The 19,927-nt window shown below is 66.8% G+C and carries 19 protein-coding genes; 11 read left to right on the top strand and 8 right to left on the bottom strand.

Annotated elements, in window-relative coordinates; translation table 11 throughout:
• Positions 1-62 precede the first annotated feature (62 nt).
• Positions 63-881 (top strand): MBL fold metallo-hydrolase, encoded by an 819-nt coding sequence (locus ACQR0W_RS16070; RefSeq protein ID WP_316167319.1) that lies wholly within the window; start codon positions 63-65, stop codon positions 879-881.
• Here ACQR0W_RS16070 and ACQR0W_RS16065 read toward each other — a convergent pair.
• Positions 878-1,330: a cupin domain-containing protein gene (locus tag ACQR0W_RS16065; protein ID WP_315825906.1), complete on the bottom strand. Its 453-nt coding sequence runs from the start codon at positions 1,328-1,330 to the stop codon at positions 878-880. The genes ACQR0W_RS16070 and ACQR0W_RS16065 overlap by 4 nt on opposite strands.
• Before the next feature lie 327 nt (positions 1,331-1,657).
• On the opposite strand from ACQR0W_RS16065, the gene ACQR0W_RS16060 reads away from it, so the two are divergent.
• Positions 1,658-2,122: a DUF4399 domain-containing protein gene (locus ACQR0W_RS16060; RefSeq protein WP_315754975.1), complete on the top strand. Its 465-nt coding sequence runs from the start codon at positions 1,658-1,660 to the stop codon at positions 2,120-2,122.
• 104 nt (positions 2,123-2,226) lie between these two features.
• Here the strand turns inward: ACQR0W_RS16060 and ACQR0W_RS16055 are convergent, their stop codons facing one another.
• Positions 2,227-3,483, bottom strand: coding sequence for an aminopeptidase (locus ACQR0W_RS16055; RefSeq protein ID WP_315825905.1), 1,257 nt, complete (start codon positions 3,481-3,483; stop codon positions 2,227-2,229).
• A gap of 1,084 nt (positions 3,484-4,567) precedes the next feature.
• Entirely contained in the window at positions 4,568-4,963 is a 396-nt protein-coding gene (locus tag ACQR0W_RS16050; protein ID WP_315825904.1) for a GFA family protein, read from the bottom strand.
• A gap of 346 nt (positions 4,964-5,309) precedes the next feature.
• On the opposite strand from ACQR0W_RS16050, the gene ACQR0W_RS16045 reads away from it, so the two are divergent.
• On the top strand, positions 5,310-5,876 hold the full coding sequence (locus ACQR0W_RS16045; protein WP_315825903.1) for a hypothetical protein: 567 nt from the start codon (positions 5,310-5,312) through the stop codon (positions 5,874-5,876).
• 59 nt (positions 5,877-5,935) lie between these two features.
• Here ACQR0W_RS16045 and ACQR0W_RS16040 read toward each other — a convergent pair whose 3' ends face one another.
• Genes ACQR0W_RS16040 through ACQR0W_RS16020 form a run of 5 tightly spaced genes read right to left on the bottom strand, consistent with a single transcriptional unit; the run spans position 5,936 to position 12,461 of the window.
• Positions 5,936-9,109: an efflux RND transporter permease subunit gene (locus tag ACQR0W_RS16040; protein WP_315825902.1), complete on the bottom strand. Its 3,174-nt coding sequence runs from the start codon at positions 9,107-9,109 to the stop codon at positions 5,936-5,938.
• On the bottom strand, positions 9,102-10,085 hold the full coding sequence (gene ihpB, locus ACQR0W_RS16035; RefSeq protein ID WP_315713695.1) for a divalent metal ion exporter adaptor subunit IhpB: 984 nt from the start codon (positions 10,083-10,085) through the stop codon (positions 9,102-9,104). Before ihpB ends, ACQR0W_RS16040 begins: the two co-directional genes overlap by 8 nt.
• Positions 10,082-11,350, bottom strand: a complete 1,269-nt coding sequence (gene ihpA, locus ACQR0W_RS16030; protein WP_316186642.1) for a divalent metal ion exporter subunit IhpA — start codon at positions 11,348-11,350, stop codon at positions 10,082-10,084. Before ihpA ends, ihpB begins: the two co-directional genes overlap by 4 nt.
• A gap of 58 nt (positions 11,351-11,408) precedes the next feature.
• Complete coding sequence (locus tag ACQR0W_RS16025; RefSeq protein WP_316169575.1) at positions 11,409-11,828, bottom strand: hypothetical protein; 420 nt, start codon at positions 11,826-11,828, stop codon at positions 11,409-11,411.
• Positions 11,829-11,849: 21 nt separating this feature from the next.
• Positions 11,850-12,461, bottom strand: coding sequence for a LysE family transporter (locus tag ACQR0W_RS16020; RefSeq protein ID WP_316186641.1), 612 nt, complete (start codon positions 12,459-12,461; stop codon positions 11,850-11,852).
• A 258-nt stretch (positions 12,462-12,719) separates the two neighbouring features.
• On the opposite strand from ACQR0W_RS16020, the gene ACQR0W_RS16015 reads away from it, so the two are divergent.
• The 8 genes from ACQR0W_RS16015 to ACQR0W_RS15980 all read left to right on the top strand — a co-directional run bounded on the left by ACQR0W_RS16015 (position 12,720) and on the right by ACQR0W_RS15980 (position 19,912).
• Positions 12,720-14,195 (top strand): amidase, encoded by a 1,476-nt coding sequence (locus ACQR0W_RS16015; RefSeq protein ID WP_316169576.1) that lies wholly within the window; start codon positions 12,720-12,722, stop codon positions 14,193-14,195.
• Positions 14,196-14,400: 205 nt separating this feature from the next.
• Positions 14,401-14,580 (top strand): DUF2256 domain-containing protein, encoded by a 180-nt coding sequence (locus ACQR0W_RS16010; RefSeq protein ID WP_315713691.1) that lies wholly within the window; start codon positions 14,401-14,403, stop codon positions 14,578-14,580.
• Positions 14,581-14,584: 4 nt separating this feature from the next.
• Positions 14,585-15,037 (top strand): DUF3429 domain-containing protein, encoded by a 453-nt coding sequence (locus ACQR0W_RS16005; RefSeq protein WP_316186640.1) that lies wholly within the window; start codon positions 14,585-14,587, stop codon positions 15,035-15,037.
• Positions 15,038-15,102: 65 nt separating this feature from the next.
• The gene (locus ACQR0W_RS16000) at positions 15,103-15,852 is read left to right on the top strand and encodes an aspartate/glutamate racemase family protein (RefSeq protein WP_315825896.1); all 750 of its coding nucleotides are present in this window, start codon (positions 15,103-15,105) and stop codon (positions 15,850-15,852) included.
• 216 nt (positions 15,853-16,068) lie between these two features.
• Positions 16,069-17,154 carry an ABC transporter ATP-binding protein gene (locus ACQR0W_RS15995; RefSeq protein ID WP_316169578.1) on the top strand — a complete coding sequence of 362 codons (1,086 nt, stop codon included), beginning with the start codon at positions 16,069-16,071 and terminating at the stop codon, positions 17,152-17,154.
• Positions 17,155-17,179: 25 nt separating this feature from the next.
• A complete protein-coding gene (locus ACQR0W_RS15990; protein ID WP_006615317.1) occupies positions 17,180-18,226 on the top strand; it encodes an ABC transporter substrate-binding protein in 1,047 nt (348 codons plus the stop codon).
• Between the two features lie 4 nt (positions 18,227-18,230).
• The gene (locus ACQR0W_RS15985; protein WP_315713686.1) at positions 18,231-19,100 is read left to right on the top strand and encodes an ABC transporter permease; all 870 of its coding nucleotides are present in this window, start codon (positions 18,231-18,233) and stop codon (positions 19,098-19,100) included.
• Entirely contained in the window at positions 19,097-19,912 is an 816-nt protein-coding gene (locus ACQR0W_RS15980; protein WP_315713685.1) for an ABC transporter permease, read from the top strand. Before ACQR0W_RS15985 ends, ACQR0W_RS15980 begins: the two co-directional genes overlap by 4 nt.
• Positions 19,913-19,927: the final 15 nt, after the last annotated feature.

Below are 19,927 nucleotides of genomic sequence, written 5' to 3'. Positions count from 1 at the left end.
CGAGGATAGTTCTGATCCGGATTCCCCGCTACACTCACACGCGCTGTCGAAGGGGAACTGCCATGCTGCGCTCGCTGGTCTCGCTGCTTGCCGTCCTGGTCGCGTTCGCATCGCCCGCTCTGGCGCAATCGGGGCCGCGCACCAGCGAGTGCCTGGCGATGGCCGGCGACCAACCGCGCGCGATGCCGGTCAGCCTGCGCCGGACGGCGTCTGCCGGCAACGAGGTGACGATCACCTATGCCGGCCACTCGACCTACTTCATCGACACGCCGATGGGCATCCGCATCGCGACCGACTACAGCGGCGCCTATCAGGTCGGACGGCTGCCCGACGTGATCACCATGAACCGCGCGCATTCGACGCACTACACGCTGGCCCCCGATCCGCGCATCCCGCATGTGCTGCGCGGCTGGGGCGACGACGGCAAGCCGGCCCAGATCTTCGAGCGAATCGGCGACGTGCTGATCCGCAACATCACCACCGACATCCGCCGCTATTTCGGAGATTCCGTCGGCATCGACATGATCAAGGACGGCAACTCGATCTTCATCTTCGAGGTCGCCGGCCTGTGCATCGGCCATCTCGGCCACCTGCACGTCAAGCTCGACGAGACGCATTTCGCCGCGATCGGCCGGCTCGACGTGGTGATGGTGCCGATCGACGGCACCTACACGATGTCGCTCGACGGCATCTCGGAGATCACCAAGCGTCTGCGCGCCTCGGTGGTGCTGCCGATGCACCGCTTCGCGACGCCGCTCGACGAGTTCATGCGCAAGATCGGCCAGCAGTTCGAGATCGACCGCCGCGCCGAGCGCACCTTGAAGATGTCGCGCGAGCTGCTGCCACAGGTCCCGACCGTGATCATCCTCGACGGCGTCTAGGCGCCCGCAAGGCTGGTGCCGCGGCGGCCTTCCGGCGTCAGGAACATGCGCTTGAGCTTGTTGATGATCCGCACCGCGAGGCCGAGCACGTAGGGCTGCGTCTTCAGGCAGAAAGCGAGCTTCTTGACGTGGCCCTCGACATGCCATTTGGCATGCGCGCCGTCGCGGAAGAAGATCACGTCGCCCGGCCCATAGCGCTTCGCCGGCATGCCCTCGCTCTCGAGCGTGATCGCGCCTTCGAGGATCAGGATGGTCTCGTCGAAATCGTAGTACCAGTTGAACTTGCCCTCGGTGCAATGCCAGACGATGGTCGAGCCCAGCCCGTCGCTGCTGCGCGCGATGGTGCAGGAGGTCGCGGTCGGATTGCCCTCGATGATCCAGGACGGCTCGATCGGAGCGGGCGCCAGGTCGACGGTGAGATTGGCGGTTTCGATCAAGGACGGAGACATCTTGGACCTCAAATGCATGGGACTGAAATGACCGGGCGAACGCCGGCATGAGCCTGCGACCGTAGCCGATTGCACCTAATGGCTGCTTTCCGCAGTCGTTAAGATTTGAACCAACCGCCGCGACCAGCCGTCGCATCACAAACACGCAAGCGCTATAAACTTCACGCGAACGCCGCAATTTGTTCGCGGCCTCGCCAAACCTGCTGATCTACTGTTTGCTCGCACTGCAAGATGCGGACAGGCGCCCCTCCGGTCGCCCTGCCCATCCTGCGCCGTGCCGTCACCTTTAAAGATTTGCCGCCTTCGCAGAGATAAGGATTTCCCAGGATGCGCCGACTGAGCCTCGCACTCGCCCTCACGCTGTCCGCCGCCGCCCTTGCAACCAGCAGTCTCGTCATGGCGGGCGAAACGCCCGCCCCCGAAAACGCCAAGGCCTACTTCATCAACCTGAAGGACGGCGACACCGTCTCCTCGCCGGTCCTGATCCGCTTCGGCCTGTCCGGCATGGGCGTCGCGCCGTCCGGCACCGAGGCTCCCAACACCGGGCACCACCATCTGCTGATCGACGCGCCCGCGCTCGAGGGCGACGCACTCAACGAGGCGATCCCGGTCGATGCCGGCCACGTGCATTTCGGCAAGGGCCAGACTGAAGCCTCGGTCAATCTCACGCCGGGCAAGCACACCTTGCAGCTCGTGCTCGGCGACTGGAGCCACATCCCCCACAACAAGCCGGTGATGTCGGAGCGGATCACGATCGACGTGCAGGCCACCACCGGCAGCGCCAAGCAGTAGGCAGGTTCGATCGACGACGACACCGCCGCGAGCATCGCTCGCGGCTCGCTTCGGGCCGGTGCACGCGTGGCGCCGGCCCGTCATGCGTCAGGCCCACTCGCCCTTCAAGCCCACTCGCCCTTGCGGAACACCGGGACGCGGCGGCCGTCTTCATGGAGACCGTCGATGTCGGTGTCGGCCGCGCCGATCATCCAGTCGATGTGGATCAGGCTCTGGTTGCCGCCCTGGGCTGCGATCTGCTGCGGCGACAGCGACGTGCCGTTGACGAAGCATTTGGAGTAGCACTGGCCGAGCGCGATGTGCGAGGCCGCGTTCTCGTCGAACAGCGTGTTGTAGAACAACAGGCCGCTCTTGGAGATCGGCGAGGAGTGCGGCACCAGCGCGACTTCGCCGAGCCGGCGCGCGCCCTCGTCGGTGTCGAGCACCTTGTTCAGCACCTCCTCGCCCTTCGAAGCCCTCGCCTCGACGATGCGGCCCTCCTCGAATCTGACCTGGATGTTGTCGATCAGCGTGCCCTGATAGGACAGCGGCTTGGAGCTGACGACGTGACCCGACACACGGCGGCAATGCGGCGTCGTGAACACTTCCTCGGTCGGAATGTTGGCGTTGCAGGTGATGCCGTTCTTGGCAGTCGAGGCGCCGCCCTCCCATTCATGGCCGTCGGCGAGACCGATCGTCAGGTCCATGCCGGGTCCGGTGTAATGCAGCGCGCTGAAGCGCTGGCCGTTGAGCCACTCGGTGCGCTCGCGCAGCACTGCGTTGTGGCGCTCCCAGGCGGACACGGCATCCTCGCGGTCGACACGCGACGCTGCGAAGATCGCGTCCGCGAGTTTCGCCACCGCGACCTCCTCCGGCACGTCCGGGAAAACCAGCTTGGCCCAGGACGGGCTCGGATAGGCGATGATGTTCCAGTTGGTCTCGAAATTGGTGATCTTTTCCAGCGCCGGCTGATAGGCCTTGGAGTTGGCCTTGCTGGCGCGCGCCACCTTGGCCGGATCCTGGCCGGACAGCAGCATCGGATTGTCGCCGACGATCGCGAGCCGCGCGGTGTTCTCCGAGAACGCCTTGGCCATGCCCTGGTAGAGCCAGTCGGCGGCGCGATCGAAGCTGTTGTCACGGCCAAAACGGTAGCGCGCCAGCGTCAGTTCCTCGTCGGAGAAGAACGAGGTCACGATCCCGGCGCCGGCCTTGTAGGCGTGCTCGGCGACCTTGCGCACCAGCGGCAGCGCCATCGAGGGCGCGGTCAGCAGCAGATCCTGACCCGGCTGCAATTGCAGGCCCACCTTCACCGCCACCTCGGCCAGGCGGTCGAGCTTCACGGGATCGATGGCAGTATCGAAGCTGCTGAAATGTGCGGTCATCAGGGGATCCAGTTCCGTTTCTTTGCGGTGTTGAAGAGATAGGCCAATCGATGGGGCGGTCAATGGCGAAGGGGAGACGGCTCCTGCATCGCCTCTCCGCCCTCGTCGCCGTGCAGGGCATGGCCCGGACAACTGCCGTGAAGGTGTTCGGAGACATAGCCGACACCTCAAAACGGGCCCTATGGATCCGCATCAGTCGCTCTCCAAAGCTAAGCCACGAGCTCGGTGCCCACCCTCCCCTGGAGGGGGAGGGTCGCCTCGCGGTGAGCGAAGCGAAACGTGAGGCGGGGTGGGGTGATCTCTCCACGTGCACAAGCGCTCGCGGAGAGATCACCCCACCCCGCTCGCCCGCTTCGCGTGCGACCGACCCTCCCCCTCCAGGGGAGGGTGGGCACCGAGCCATTGGCGCCGTCGTGATCAACAATTTTGAGGCATATGGGATGTGCATATGGGGATGTGCGTCCGTAGCCTCGCGGCGCCCCGGGCGTCCGAGTGATACAGTGATCTCACCCTCTTCAAACGAGAGGGTGCAGGGAAGGCCGGACCTCGACTGAGGCCCGTGGCCCGCCTGCTCAAAAAATGCAGGCGGCAGGTACCACAGGTCCAGCCGGACGATCCGGCCCTCCCTGCGCGATGGCGCTACGGCTGCTTCGCGTTCTCCCCGGTGCGCCGGGCTTTTTGGTCACCGTCACCCACGCGGCGCCATTGGCGCCAGCGCAGGCTTGATACTGGCATCGGAGTATCAGGACCACGCGACTTGACCGTGCGAGCCGATGTTGTTCGTCCGCGCGAATGACCACGCTGCAAACCGGCCCGCCCATCACATCCCGCACTCCACGCTTCGTGACGACCGCGCAGCGCCCCTCGTCGATGAGGCGGGACAGCGACAAACAATCATGATTTTCCGAAATCGCCAAGCAGGATATTTTTTCTGCCGGGACTGGACAGCCCAAATCAGCCTGAACTTGCTCGTGAAATCGGATTCCGGACGCCGCGGCGGTCGGGCGGATATGAAGCCTCGACAGGCTTGTCCGATCTCGGCGTGAGGGGCATGAGTCGCCCGACGAGCGGCATTCTGATTGCGTCAGTCCTCGACGCGCAGCCCGTCACCATCAACGTACCAGTCGGCACGTGACGCCCAATGCACGTGTCGATCGGGAGCGGCGCCGAGCGGCTCGTCGAAGCTCCCGGCGGGAATGATCACCTCGCGGCCGCTGCGCGTCAGATGCGGCATCGGGCTGCCACATGTGCTGCAGAAGGCGGTGGCGAAGCTGCGCGCCTGCGGCAGGTCGAACCGTGTGACGTTCGCCTTGCCCCGCATCCACCGCAGCGCCGACGCCTTGACGATGACCTCACAGGAGTGCGCCGTGCCGCTGGCCTTGCGACAGCGCGAGCAATGGCAATTGAGGAAGTTGTCGAACGGCCCATCGACCTCGAAGCCGACCCGGCCGCAGAGGCAACTGCCGCGGAACGTGGTCATGACGATCTCCTGTCGTGGTCTGGAACGGAATGCCCAAGAGCGCGGCACGCGTGGAGGATGTTATTTATCCTCATTACATCTTTGTGGCTATTAGGACGACTGAAGGCCGGCCGCGGTCGCCGCGCTGTTAGTAGGTAGTCTGATCTTCCCAAGGCGGAACATTCATTTGTTGTGAGTCATTCTCGACGTCGAGAGTCAATCACTTCGAATGATTTGGAACCAGCCCGAGCGGGCAGCGCCTTCCCGCATTTGCATGGCTCAGGGGTGATTCGGTCACTTTGAGGACATGTTTGGACGTTGATTGGCGCGCGGCAGGGGGATTTCACAGTGTACAGGAGTCCTCCGAATGTACCGCGTTGTAATTGTCGTCGCCGCATTGCTGGCTCTCTCCGTTCAAGCCGAGGCCCGTCCTCGTCACCATCATCATCACTACTCGTACCGACACCATCACTCCTTCATGAACGCCATGGCCTCGATCCCCGGCGAGGGCCGCGTCGTCGGTGGCCGGCCGTCGGGATGCCCGCATGCCTTCTGCGGCTGCGAAGCGTCGCTCTACACGTTCGGCCGGGTCATTCCCGAGTTGAATCTCGCATCCAACTGGCGTCGCTTTCCACGCGCGGCTCCCGCACCGGGCATGGCGGCGGTCCGCTCCGGCCACGTCATGATCCTGCAGCAGCAGGTCGCCGGCAATGTCTGGTATGTGCATGACGGCAATTCCGGCGGTCACGTCACCCGCGAGCATCCGCGGTCGATCGCCGGCTACGCGATCGTGAACCCGAACGGCGGTTCCACGATGTTCGGCGCAGCGGCTCGTGTCACGCGCGAGGCCCGTGCGCCGAGATATCAGCGGTTCGCCCGCAATGCACGCTCCGACGGCTGGATGGCCAGCGCGGCGCCGATGGCCTTCAACTAGGTCCCGACGCCGTCGCGGGCGGGCGGCATGCAGCTATCAAGTCGGGAACTGCATGCCGCTTATGCCGACGCGGACCGCGCCTCGCGTCTGAACAGCACGTAGAGCGCCGGCAGCACCAGCAGCGTCAGCATCGTCGACGAGATGATGCCGCCGATGACGACGGTGGCGAGCGGGCGCTGGACCTCGGCGCCGGCGCCGGTCGCGATCGCCATCGGCACGAAGCCGAGCGAGGCGACCAGCGCCGTCATCAGCACCGGCCGCAATCGCGCCAGCGCGCCCTCCTCCACCGCGGCCCGCACCGAGCGTCCCTCCCGGCGTAGCCGTTCGATGAAAGCGATGATGACCAGGCCGTTGAGCACGGCGACGCCTGACAGCGCGATGAAGCCGACGCCGGCCGAGATCGACAGCGGCAGGCCGCGCAGCAGCAGCGCCGCGATGCCGCCGGTCAGCGCCAACGGCACGCCGGAGAACACCAGCGCGGCATCGGCGAACGAACCCATGCTCATGAACAGCAGCAGGAACACCAGCGCGAGCGCGATCGGCACCACGATCGTGAGACGCTTGGTCGCCGACACCAGTTGCTCGAACTGTCCGCCCCAGCCGATCCAATAGCCTGGCGGCAGCTTGACCTTCTCCGCGACGGCGGCCTGCGCCTCGGTCACGAACGAGCCGAGGTCGCGGGCGCGAACATTGGCTGACACGACGATCCGCCGCTTGCCGTTCTCGCGGCTGACCTGGTTCGGCCCCGGCGCCGAAGCCACGGCCGCGACCGACGACAGCGGCACGTAGCGCGGCTGTGCGGCCGAGGAGAAGGCGGTGCGCAGCGGCGCGGCATTCGCCTCCTCACCCGCCGGCAGTGGAATCGGGATCGCGCGGATCGCATCGAGATTGCCGCGCAGACGCTCGGGGAGGCGGACGACGATGTCGAAGCGGCGGTCGCCGTCGAACAGCTTTCCGGCCGCCTTGCCGCCGATCGCGATTTCGACCACGCTCTGCACCTCGGCCACGCTGAGGCCGTAGCGCGACAGCGCCTGGCGGTCGATCCTGACCGTCAGGATCGGCAGCCCCGCGACCTGCTCGGTCTTGACGTCGGTCGCGCCATTGACGCCGCGGATCGCGGCTTCGACCTGGCGCGCCGCGCCCTGCAGGATATCGAGATCGTCGCCAAAGATCTTGATACCGACGTCGCTGCGCACGCCGGAGATCAGCTCGTTGAAGCGCAACTGGATCGGCTGCGAGATCTCGTAGTTGCTGCCGGGGATCTCGTCGGCCGCCGCCTCGATCTCGGCGACGAGCTGCGCCTTCGGCTTCGCCGGGTCGGGCCACGCCTGGCGCGGCTTCAGCATGATGTAGCCGTCACCCTGCGACGGCGCCATCGGATCGGTCGCGACCTCGGCCGTGCCGATGCGGGTGAACACGTCCTTCACCTCCGGGATGCGTCGCAGCCGCGCGTCCAGCGCCTTCTGCAGGTCGACCGAGAGGGTGAGGCTCGTTCCGGGGATGCGCAGGGCCGCGAGCGCGACGTCGCCCTCGTCAAGGCTCGGAATGAACTCGCCGCCCATGCGCGTCGCGGCAAAGCCGCTCGCCGCGACGATCACCACGGCCAGGGCTACGACCATCAGGCGGTGCGCGATCACGCCGCGCAGCAGCGGCGCGTAGACCCGCCGCGCGCCGCGCATGATGAGGTTCTCCCGCTCGGATACCTTGCCGGTGACGAAGATCGCGACCGCTGCCGGCACGAAGGTGATCGAGAACAGCACGGCGGCACCGAGCGCCATCAGCACCGTCAGCGCCATCGGCGTGAACATCTTGCCCTCGACGCCGGTCAGCGTCAGCACCGGAAGATAGACCACGGCGATGATGCCGGTGCCGAACAGGCTCGGCCCGATCACCTCGCGCGCGCCGCTGATGATGGTCTGCAACCGCTCGGCGGTCGTGAGCAGTCCGCCCTTGCGATGCTGCGCCTGGGCCAGCAGCCGCAGGCAGTTCTCGACGATGATGACGGCGCCGTCGACGATGATGCCGAAATCGATCGCGCCGAGGCTCATCAGGTTGGCGCTCACCCTGCTCTCGACCATGCCGGTTATGGTCATCGCCATCGACAGCGGGATGATGCAGGCCGTGACCAGTGCGGCCCGGATGTTGCCGAGCAGGAGGAACAGCACGACGACGACCAGCGCGGCGCCTTCGAGCAGGTTCTTCTCCACGGTGCGGATCGTCGCTTCGACCAGATGGGTGCGGTCATAGAGCGTGCGCGTGACCACGCCCTCGGGCAGCGACTTCGCGATATCGTCGAGCCGGGCGGCGACGCGGCGCGCAACGGCGCGACTGTTCTCGCCGATCAGGAGCATCGCCGTGCCCAGGATCGTCTCCTCGCCGTTGAGCGTCGCCGCCCCCGTGCGCAGGTCGCGTCCTTCGGTCACCTCGGCGACGTCTCCGATGCGCACCGGCGTGCCGCCGCGGGCGCCGATCACGATGTCCTTCAGCTCGGCTGCGCTGCCGACCTGGCCGGGCGCGCGCACCAGATATTGCTCGCCATTGCGCTCGATATAGCCGGCGCCGACATTGGCATTGTTGGACGCCAGCGCCGCGATCACGTCACGGAAACTGATGCGATAGGCCATCAGACGGCCGGGATCGGGCAGCACGTGGAATTGGCGCTCGAAGCCGCCGATCGTGTTCACCTCGATCACGCCCGGCACGCCGCGCAGTTGCGGTCGGATGATCCAGTCCTGGATGGTGCGCAGATCGGTCGGCGAGTAGTCGGTGCCATCAGGCGTCTTGGCGCCGGGCTTGGCTTCGACCGCATACATGAAGATCTCGCCGAGCCCGGTCGAGAGCGGTCCCATCGCGACCTCGACGCCCGGGGGCAGCTGATCCTTGATCTGCTGGATGCGCTCGTTGACGAGCTGGCGCGCGAAATAGATGTCGGTGCCGTCCTGGAACACGACGGTGACCTGGCTCAACCCATATCGCGACAGCGAGCGCGTGTAGTCCAGCTTCGGCAGGCCGCCCATCGCGGTCTCGACCGGGAAGGTGATGCGCTGTTCGGTCTCGAGCGGTGAGTAGCCGGGCGCCTTGGTGTTGATCTGCACCTGCACGTTGGTGATATCGGGCACGGCGTCGATCGGCAGCCGGGTGAAATTCCAGGCGCCGAATCCGGCGGCGGCGAGCGCAACGATCAGCACCAGCCAGCGCTGGCGCACGGCAAATCCGAGGACCGCGTCAATCATGCTCGGCCTCCCCCTTGCCCATCTCCGCCTTCACCACAAAGCTGTTCTCGGCAACGTAGTGTTCGCCGGCGGCGAGGCCATCGCGGATTTCGACATAGGTCGGGTCGGACTCGCCAGTGACCACGGGGCGCGCCTCGATCTTGTCGCCCTCCTCGCGCACGAACACGACGGTCTTGTTCTCCAGGGTCTGGATCGCGCTCGCGCGGACCGCCACGGCGACGCTGCGCTTGGCGAGAACCAGCCGCGCGGTGACGAACAGGCCCGGGCGCAGCCGGCCGTCGGGATTGGCCAGCACGACGCGGGCAAGCGCGGTCTGCGTCTCGCTGGCGCCGACGGGGGCGATGTAGGACACGTGGCCGCGGATCGCGCCGCGTCCGTCATCTGGATCGATCAGCACCTCGTCGTCGAGCCGGACGCGCCGGAGATCCTGGCGATAAATCGACAGGTCGACCCAGATCGTGGAGAGATCCGCGACCACGAAGGCCGGCTTCTGCTCGGAGGCGTATTCGCCGAGCGAGATCTGGCGGTCGATGATGGTGCCGCCGATCGGCGCCTTGAGATCATACGAGGTCAGGCTCTGATTGCTCTCGATCGCGGCGAGCAGTTCGTCCTTGGCGACGGTGTCACCGATGCGCTTTTTGATGGCACGGACGATGCCCGGAAAGCGCGGCGTCACCTGCACCAGCGCTTCCTGATTGGCGCGCAGCACGCCGTTGAACGCCAGCGTATCGGACAAGGTCGCAGGGCCGGCTTCGGCGAGCGCGACGCCGGCCGCGGCGAGCTTCACGTCGCTGATGCGGATGCGGTCGGCGCCATGCTCGTCCTGCTCGACATGGTCCTTCGGTGCCTTCTCGGCATGATCGGCATGGCCGACGGTTGCCTGGGCCTGCGGCTCCGCCTCGACCAGCAGGCGCGATGCGCCGGCGCCGGCGGCGGCCGCCAGGATGACAATGAGGATGACGGTGGATGGTCTCATCGCGCAGTCTCCCGTTCCAGGGTGAAGGGACGGCCGACCAGGCCTTCGATCGTCGCCACGGCGACATGGATGTTCTGCAGCGCCTCCTGCTCGCGCAGCCGCGCCTGCGCCACGCTCGCCTGTGCGTCCAGCACCTCGAGCAACGAGAAGCGGCCGGCGCTGTAGCCCTGCGCGATCTCGTCGGCCGCCTCCTGCGCCTTCGGAATTGCGATCTCGCGCAGCACGGACAATTCCCGCAGCGAGCCCTGCAGCGAGTCGTAGGCGCGGCCGGCGATCACCAGCAGCGCGTTGCGGTTGGCCTTGCGCTCGGCTTCGGTCTTGGCGAGGCTTTCCTGCGCCGAGAGGATGTTGCCCTGGTTCTGGTCGAACACCGGGATCGGCACGGAGACGCTGAGCCTGACGGCGTCGTCCTGCGTGTCGTTGAAATGCCGCCAGCCGGCACCGATGCGGACGTCGGGGTACGGCTTCAGCCGCGCCAGCAGCAGCTCGGCATTGCGCTGCGCGTAGACCGCGGTCCAGCGGACGAGCTGCGGATTGGCATCGATCGCCGCGATCACGGTCTGGAACGCCGGCGGCTGGCCGGTCGCATCGAACCGGCCGGTGACGGCCGGGAGCTTCGCCGAGCTGTCGCCGATCAGCACGGCGAGCTCGCGGCGTGCGCTCGAAAGCGTCGCCTTGACGCGCTCGCGATCGGCTCGCACCAGCGCCGAGGCGACCTCGGCGCGGCCGGTCTCCGCCGGCGACGACGCGCCCGCCTCGACGCGACGGCGCAGCAGCGGCGTCAGGCGATCGAGCGCTGCGACCTGATCGTCGAGGATCTGGATGCGCCGCTGCGTGGCGAGCACCGTCACGAAGGCGATCGCGGTCTCCGACAAAATCTCCAGCCGCACCGCCTGGCGCTGGATCTCGGCGACGCGCACACCGGCCTGTCCGGCGGCGATGCGGGCGTCGCGCTTGCCGAACCATTCGAACGCCTGGCTGATCTGCAAGGTCGTCTCGGCCGATCGCGTGCCGCGATATTGACCCGTGCCGAATGAATTGTCCTGCTCGTAGGACAGCTCCGGATTGAGCAGCGCGCCGGCCTGGAGCCGCTGGCCGGAGGCGATGCCGATGTCGCGGTCGGCGGCGGATAGCCGTGGATTGGCGGCGAGGGCGCGGGAGAGCGCCGCGCGGAGGGTCAGCGTCTGCGCCGCGGAGGCGTGCACGGACAGAGCGAGCAGGGCTGCGGCGCCGATGGCACGCGCAGCCATCCCGGGGAATGGCATGAGATGAACCTGTCTGGACGGGCAAGGATGGACGGCGTCGGCCGTCCGGCACGTTGCGTCAGCTCAGGTGTTTTGGCGGCGGAGACTCGGACTCGGGGAGGACGCCTGCACTGAGCAGGGGAACGGCCCAGCCGGTTGCGGCCACGACCTCGGCCGGGACGGCGGCGAACTGCGGCTGCGGCACGGCCACCGAGAAGCAGCCATGGCAATGATGGTCGGCGATGCCGCGCTGATCGGTGTGGCCCGCTCGGTCGAGCAGCGACGCGATCTCCGGCTTGCCCGCGGAGGGATGGGCGACGTCGATGTCACAAGCGCCGTGCAGCGCGCCCGCGAGGACATAGGCGAGCATCAGGCAGGCAGCCACGATCCGGCGCAGCATGCGCGAACGGCTCGTGATGTCTCGTTTGCCAATGCTGCGCACCGCGCCCCCTGTTCGGCGAGCGGATAGCACGTGGCCGGCGCGGTTGTCGATCAGCAACAATGTAACAAGCGGAACCGCTCATGGCGCGCCAAGGGCGGGCGCCAGGATCACGCAGGCGAGCAGCGCCAGGGCCGCAGCGCTGCAGCGATAGCCGAGCCACGCCGGCACGACATGTCCGAGACCGCAGCGCAGCGTCGCGCCGAGCACGATCCAGGCTCCTCCGATCGTCGCGGTCGAGAGCCCGAGCACGACCAGGAACGGCCATAGGCTCGCCGCATCGCCTTCCGGCGGCAGCAAGGTGAAGGCGAAGATGATGGCCTTTGGATTGAACAGCGTCGTGATGAACACGCCGCGCAGGGTGACCGGCGCCGCATCGCTTGCGCCGCTGCTGCTGCCATGGCGCCAGAGCGCGGCCGCGAGGTGCAGCAGATAGAGGACGACCACGACACGGAGAGCATGTCCGACCAGCGGCGCGGTCGCAACGAGCGGACCGAGCGTGATGCGCAGCGTCGCGATCGCGAGCAGATAGCCGGCAAGCTCGGCGAGCAGCAGATGAACGGAGGCGCGCACGCCACGACTCGCACCGGCAGTGGCGAGCAGCGTGTTGGTTGGGCCGGGCGTGACGAGCAGCGCGGCGCCCGCCGCGCCGAAGGTCAGGATATCCATGACCGCATCAAGCACGCGCGCCATGCGCCGGCCTTGACGAGCGTCAACGTCCGGCGCCGCGGGCCGCAGTCCCGTTTTCCGGAACGGCTCGTATGTCGGCTTCATTGCGGACGATGGTCGGCCGCGCCGCATGATAGGATCGTATGGCAGCATGCAGGGCGATTGATTGACTTGGCTCTCGTGCAAACTAAGGTTCGCGGCGCCGGAAGTGGAACAGCGCCTGATCATCGCACCGTTCGGACGCGTAGCATCGATGGTCGGCGCGCAAGGATCGGAAGACAGATGACGTTGGCGATGAGCTGGGACGAGTGGGCCCGGCATGATGGCATGGCGCTGGCGGCGCGCGTTCGCAGCGGCGAGCTGACGGCGGCGGAGCTGGCGCGGCAGGCGGCTGAAGGCATTGCCCAGGTGGATCCCGCGCTATCGGGCGTGGTCGAAGTCTTCGCCGACGCCGTCGAAGATCCCATCAAGGCGGGCGCCAATGCCGACGGCGCCTTCGCCGGCCTGCCGTTCCTGATGAAGGATCTCGGGCCGACCATGGCCGGGCGCCTGCAGGAGCAGGGCTCGCTGTTCATGCGCGGCAACCGTCCCGCCGCCGACACGCACCTGACGGCGAAGATGCGCAAGGCCGGCCTCAACCTGATGGGCCGCACCACCACGCCGGAGTTCGGCGTCTGCAGCTCGGCCGAGAACCCGGCCGTCTATGTCACGCGCAATCCGTGGAATACCGACTACACGACCTGCGGCTCGTCGGCCGGCAGTGCCGCCATGGTCGCGGCGGGCGTGGTGCCGATCGCGCATGCCACCGATGGCGGCGGCTCGATCCGGATTCCCGCGGGCGTCAACGGCAATATCGGGCTGAAGGTCTCGCGCGGCGTGTTCTCGATCGCGCCGCATCTGTCGGATCTAAGCGGCCTGGTCTCGATCCAGGGCTGCCAGTCGCGCAGCGTGCGCGACACCGCGGCGTTCGTCGACCATTGCCGCGGCGGCGCGCCGGGCGAGTTCATGCCGTACTGGACCACGCCGGAGCCTTACGTCGAGCTGATCAAGCGCGATCCCGGCAAGCTCAGGATCGCGCTGTCGCATCAATGGGGCGACTATCGCGCCGCGCCGCACATCGCTTCAGAGCTGGCGCGTGTCGGCAAGTTCCTCGAGGGCCTCGGCCACCACGTCGACTACGCGCTGCCCGACCTGGATTATCGCGCCGCATTCGCGGCGCAGACCACCTGCTACATCTCCAACTTCGCGATCGTCATCAACAACCTGCTCGCGTCGCGCAAGCTCGAGCGGCCGCCGGCCGAGCTGATCGAGCCGATCAACATCCGGATCTGGGAGGCCGGCCGCGATACCAGCTTCGCCGAGCGCGCGGCGATGCAGGCGGTGTTCAACACCACCTCGCGCGCCTTCGGCGCCTTCTTCGAGGACTGGGATATCATCCTGACCCCGATCACCGCGCTGCCGACCCCGAAGATCGGCACCACCGAATATCTGACGATCAGCGACAATCCGGACGTGCTCGACTGGTTCGAGAATCTCTGGCGCAACTTCGCGTTCACGCCGCTCGCCAACCTCTGCGGCATTCCGGCGATCTCGCTGCCGCTCGCGACCAACGAGCACGGCCTGCCGCTCGGCATCCAGGCGATCGGCAAGCAGGCCGACGACGGCCTGCTGCTGCAGTTGGCCGCCCAGATCGAGCGCGCGATCGAGGGCAAGTGGAACGGCGGTACCACGCCCGCCGTCCACGTGACCAAAGCCTGAGCCGCAACCACGAGCGCCCCGCGGGCCACTGATCCGGCGGCGCTCATCGATCGTTGTTCAGCGTGGACGGTGCCGGCCGGAGCCGGCGCGTCGCACTGATCGGCGAGGGCGAACGTGACGGACGAGCGGATTGCGACGCGTTCCGGCAGGGAGGCGGCAGATGCCGCCCTGCCCCGGCGCGGCATCTGGGTCGCGTGGTGACGCCATGCCGAAGATGCGGCGCAAGGCCGACTTGCCGACCAGGATATGCGCTGCGTGCGGCCGCCCGTTTGCGTGGCGGCGCAAATGGGCACGCGACTGGAACGAGGTGAGATACTGCTCGGACCGCTGCCGATCCGACCGCGGCCGGACGCCCACTGCGATCGCCAGGAGCCGCGGAGGCTAGCGTCATGATGTCCGGCGTCCCCGCTTCGATGCGCATTCTCGGCCTCGCCGGGCTGATTCCGTTCGCGGGCCTCGCGGTCTTGGCGATCGCAGGTGACGATCCGATCCGGCTGGCCGCGCTGCGCGCGCAGATCGGCTATGGCGCGGTCATCGTGAGCTTTCTCGGCGCGATCCATTGGGGCGTCGCCGTGCAGACGCCGGCGCTGGCAGGCTGGCCGCGCATGAGCTGGGGGGTGATGCCGTCCCTGCTCGGCTGGGTCGCGCTGTTGCTGCCGGCGCTGCCCGCGTTGGTGCTGCTCGCAGCCGCGCTGCTGACCGCGTTGGTCTACGATGAGTTCAGCTTCGGCGGCGACGATCGACAGGCCTGGTTCCTGAAGCTGCGGCGGCTGCTCAGCCTTGGTGCAATACTGTCTCTGCTCGCCACGCTGATAGGCATCGTGGTCAAGGGCGCGCTCTGACGGCCACCGTTGTGGACAATGCGGCAATCCCTCGGGCAAGCTCGCATATCCACTCGCGAGGCGCCATGAACATCCTGCTGCTCAATCCCAACATCCGCACCGACATCACCGACCTGATGCTGCAGGTCGGCCGGGAGGCTGCTGCGCCCGGCACCACCCTGATCCCCTGCACCGCGCCGCGCGGCGTGCCCTACATCGCCACCCGCGCCGAGGCGCAGATCGGCGGCGCCGTCGCACTGGAGATGCTGGCGGAGCGTCACGGCACCTTCGACGCTGCGATCATCGCCGCGTTCGGCGATCCCGGCCTGTTCGCGGCGCGCGAGCTGTTCGACGTGCCGGTGATCGGGCTTGCGGAGGCCGCGATGCTGACGGCCTGCATGGCCGGACGGCGCTTCGCGATCGTCACCTTCGCGCAGGCGCTCGGCCCCTGGTACGAGGAGTGCGTGCGCATGCACGGGCTGATGGAGCGCTGCGCCGGCATCCGCATGCTCGACGGCAGCTTCAAGCAGATCTCCGACGTGCAGCATGAAAAGGAGGAGCTGCTGGTCGAGCTGGCGCTGCGCGCGGTCGAGGAGAATGACGCCGATGTCCTGATCTTCGCCGGCGCGCCACTGTCGGGGCTCGCCGCTCGGGTCGCGCATCGCATTCCCGTCCCCGTGGTCGATCAGGTGATCGCCGCGGTGAAGCAGGCCGAAGCACTGCTCGCCTTGAAGATGCGCAAAGCCACCGCCGGCACCTTCCGCCGCCCCGCCGCGAAGCCGACGACAGGCTTGCCCGAGGCGCTGGCCGCACGGCTGGAGCATCGCGACGGTTAGCTGGACGGCACTGTTAGTGGGCTTGCTCGATCCGTGCCTCTCCCCGCAAGCGGGGCGAGGGAGCGCATCGCCGTCGGCGCACGCCCGTGCCTCCTAGCTGGAATGGCATCTTAATACTGGCGTACCTGTCATATCCTCTTTTGTACACAAGCAGCCGCCACTGCCTGAAAAGGCGGCACGCTTCTTGCTTTTTCAAACGAATAGAGCAGGAAGCCCATGGCCAGCGTATCGGAAGCCAAGTCGCTCGTTCTGGATCGGATCACGCACCGCTTCGCCAGCGGCACGATGGCCGTCTCCGACATCAATCTCGATGTGAAAGGCGGCGAGATCATCGCCCTGCTTGGGCCCTCGGGCTGCGGCAAGACCACGCTGCTTCGCATCATCGCCGGCTTCATCGGCCAGAGCGAGGGGCGCGTCATCATCGGCAACGACGTCGTCGACGCGCTGCCGCCCAACCGCCGCGCCGTCGGAATCGTGTTCCAGAACTACGCCCTGTTTCCGCATCTCTCGATCACCGAGAATGTCGGCTACGGCCTCGCCGCGCGCGGCGTCGAAAAGGCGACGCGCAACAAGGAAGCGCAGCGGCTGCTCGACATGGTGCAGCTCGGCCCGTTCGGCGAGCGGCTGCCGCGGCAGTTGTCCGGCGGACAGCAGCAGCGCGTGGCGCTGGCGCGCGCACTGGCGATCAAGCCGTCGATCCTGCTGCTCGACGAGCCGTTCGCGGCGCTCGACAAGAATTTGCGGCTCGACATGCAGATCGAGGTCAAGCGGCTGCAGCGCATGGCGGGCACCACAACCTTGATCGTGACGCACGACCAGGAGGAGGCGCTGTCGATGGCCGACCGCGTCGCCGTGCTGAGCCATGGTCATCTCGAGCAGTTCGGCACGCCGTCCGAGATCTACGACCAACCGCAGACGCTGTTCGTGAACAGCTTCGTCGGCACGGCGAACAAGATGAAGGGGACCGTGATCGCGACCGACGCGGGCAGTGTCAAGGTTGGCCTGGAGGCCGGCGGCGAGATCATCGCGCGCGCACCGCATCCGGTCAGTGCCTCAGACAAGGTCACCGTCTGCCTGCGTCCCGAGCACCTCACCTTCGTCAGCGACGACACCGGCTTTGCCGGCGAGATCGGCATGGCGTTGCCGCTCGGCGCCACCGTCGTCCACGAGATCAAGGCCAAGGACGGATCCAGCATCAAGATCTCGCAGGCCCGCACCGGCGGCACGCCGCTGCGCGAGGCCGGCGCCCCGGTGCGGGTCGCGCCGATCGCACCCGGCCTCGCCATCGTCTTCCCGCAATAGACCAACAGACACATCGGAGTGGAACATGATGCTTGATCGCCGCCGGCTCCTGACCAGCGCCTTGACGCTGGGAGCCATGCACGCCTTCCCGGGCTTGAGCCTCGCGCAGGCGCGGCCGCTGGTGTTCGCGACCTTCACCGGCAGCTGGGAAGAAGCACATAAAGCCGTGCTCGTCCCTGCCTTCCGCAAGGCCAACGCCGATGCGGCGATCGTGCTCGATCCGATGCTGTCGGTCGACCAGATCGCCAAGGTCAACGCCGCCAAGGCCAATCCGCCGATCGACGTCATGCTGCACGACCCGGGTCCGGCGCTGGTCGCGATCGGCCAGGATCTCGTCGAGCCCTACCCAGCCGACAAGAGCACCTATTTCAAGGACCTGATTCCGGAAGCGCAGGACGCGATGGGCCCGGCGCCGTTCTTCCAGGTCGTCGGCCTCACCTACAATCCAGAGACGGTGAAGACGCCGCCGACCTCGTGGGCCGATCTGTGGAAGCCCGAGTTCAAGGGCAAGGTCGGCATCACCAATCTGAACTCCACGCTCGGCACCGGCTGGCTGGTCGAGATCGCGCGCATGCGCGGCGGCTCGGAAGCCAATGTCGACGAAGGCTTCAAGGCGCTGGAGGAGCTGAAGCCGAACCTCGCCGCCGTCGCCGCCAATCCCGGCGCGCTGGCGACCCTGTTCCAGCAGGGCCAGATCGACATCTCGCCCGGCAACTTCAACGCCATCCAGATCCTGAAAGCGCGCGGCGTGCCCGTCGAGTTCGTGGCGCCCAAGGAAGGCGCGATCGCCTTCAAGACCACGATCCACATCGTCAAGAACTCACCGAACAAGGAGCTTGCCTTCAAGCTGATCGAGGCGGCGCTGTCACCGGAGGTGCAGACCACGCTGATGAACTCACCGTATCTGATCGTGCCGACCAACACCAAGGTCGCGATGTCCGGCGAGATCGCAAAGGTGCTGGCCAAGGACACCGCGGAGCTGAAGAAGAAGTTCGTGTTCCAGGATTGGAAGAAGATCAACGAGCAGCGCGCGTCCTGGATCGAGAAGTTCAACCGCGACATCAAGATCTGACGCGATGAAGAGCGCCACGACCGCACCTGGAGACGTGACCAGCTTCAGCCTAGGGCTTGCTCTGCCCTTGGGCCTGGTGTTCGCGATCTTCTTCGTGCTGCCGCTGGCGCAACTTCTTTTTCTCTCGCTGCACAACGACACCGCGGCGACGGTGTGGGGGCTCGGCCAGTACGTCAAATTCCTGACCGACCCCTTCAGCCTCGCCGTGCTCGGCTCGACGCTTCTGCTCGGCGCCGAGGTGACGCTCGCCTGTCTCGTGCTCGGCTATCCCATCGCCTGGCTGTACCAGCGCTCCGGCAGCCGGGTGCAGACCCTGATCATCATGATCGTGCTGCTGCCGCTGCTCACCAGCGTCGTCGTCCGCACCTTCGCCTGGATCGTGATCCTGGGCCGGCAGGGCATCATCAACTCCGTGCTGCAATCGCTCGGGCTGATCGGCACGCCGCTGCGCATGATCTACACGCAAGGCGGACTGGTCGCGGCGCTCGCGCAGGTACAGATGCCGCTGATGGTGCTTCCCCTGATCACCGCGATCGGCCGCATCGATCCCAATCTCTCCGACGCCTCGGCCTCGCTGGGCGCCGGAAGCTGGCGCACCTTCGTCAAGGTGATGCTGCCGCTGTCGATGCCAGGCATCATCGCGGGCTGCACCCTGACCTATGCGGCTGCGATCACCGCTTTCATCACGCAGTCGCTGGTCGGCGGCGGTCAGATGCTGTTCATGCCGATGTATCTGTATCAGCAGGCCTCGACCTTGCAGAACTGGCCGTTCGCGGCGGCGATCTCGATCATCTTCCTGTTCGCAGTGCTCGCCATCGTCGCGCTGTTCTCGACACTCGGGCGGCGTGCGCGCGGCTATGGAGACGCCAGATGAGCCAGCGCCAGCGCAACTGGGAAGCGCTGAGCTTCCAGATCGTGATGACGGTGGTTGCCGTGCTGGCGCTGATCCTGATCGTGTCGCCGTCGCTGGTCGTGGTGATCGTCTCCTTCACGTCCGGCTTCTCGCTGAAATTCCCGCCGCCGGGCTATTCGACCCGCTGGTACGTCGAATTGTGGAACGCCTGGCAGCTGCAGTTCGCCGCACGCAACAGCGTCGTCGTCGCGCTATGGTCGACGGGTCTGTCGATCATGCTCGGCGTCGCCGCGGCGCTGGCGATCTCGCGCTCGAAGACGCTCACGGCGAAGCTCCTGGACTCGTTGTTCATGTCGCCGCTGGTACTGCCGGCACTCGCCTTCGGCTTGGCGGCGCTGATGTTCTTCTCGCTGATCGGCCTACCGGTGTCGCTGCTGACCCTGGTGATCGGCCACACCATCGTCTGCGTGCCCTATGTCGTCCGCAACACCGTCGCGGCACTGGCCCAGCTCGAGCCGACCCTGCTGGAAAGCTCGGCGATCCTCGGCGCCTCCAGGCTCTACACGTTCCGCCGCATCGTCTTGCCGCTGATCCGCCCCGGCATCATCTCCGGTGCCTTCATCGCCTTCATGTCATCGTTCGACAACGTGCCGGTGTCGCTGTTCCTGCGCGACGCCGCCACCGACATGCTCCCGATCCGCATGTGGCAGGACCTCGAAGGCAAGCTCGACGTCACCATCGCCGCGCTGTCGAGCGTGCTGATCATTGCCACGATCGCGCTGATGACGATCATGGAGCGCACCACCGGACTGTCGAAGCGGCTGACGGGTTGAGGCTGAGTGCCCGTT

The organism is Bradyrhizobium sp. HKCCYLRH1034 (genome assembly GCF_051168375.1).
Taxonomy (GTDB): domain Bacteria; phylum Pseudomonadota; class Alphaproteobacteria; order Rhizobiales; family Xanthobacteraceae; genus Bradyrhizobium.
The sequence above is the reverse complement of the archived record's forward strand: the minus strand, read 5'-3'. Positions and strand labels throughout refer to the sequence as shown.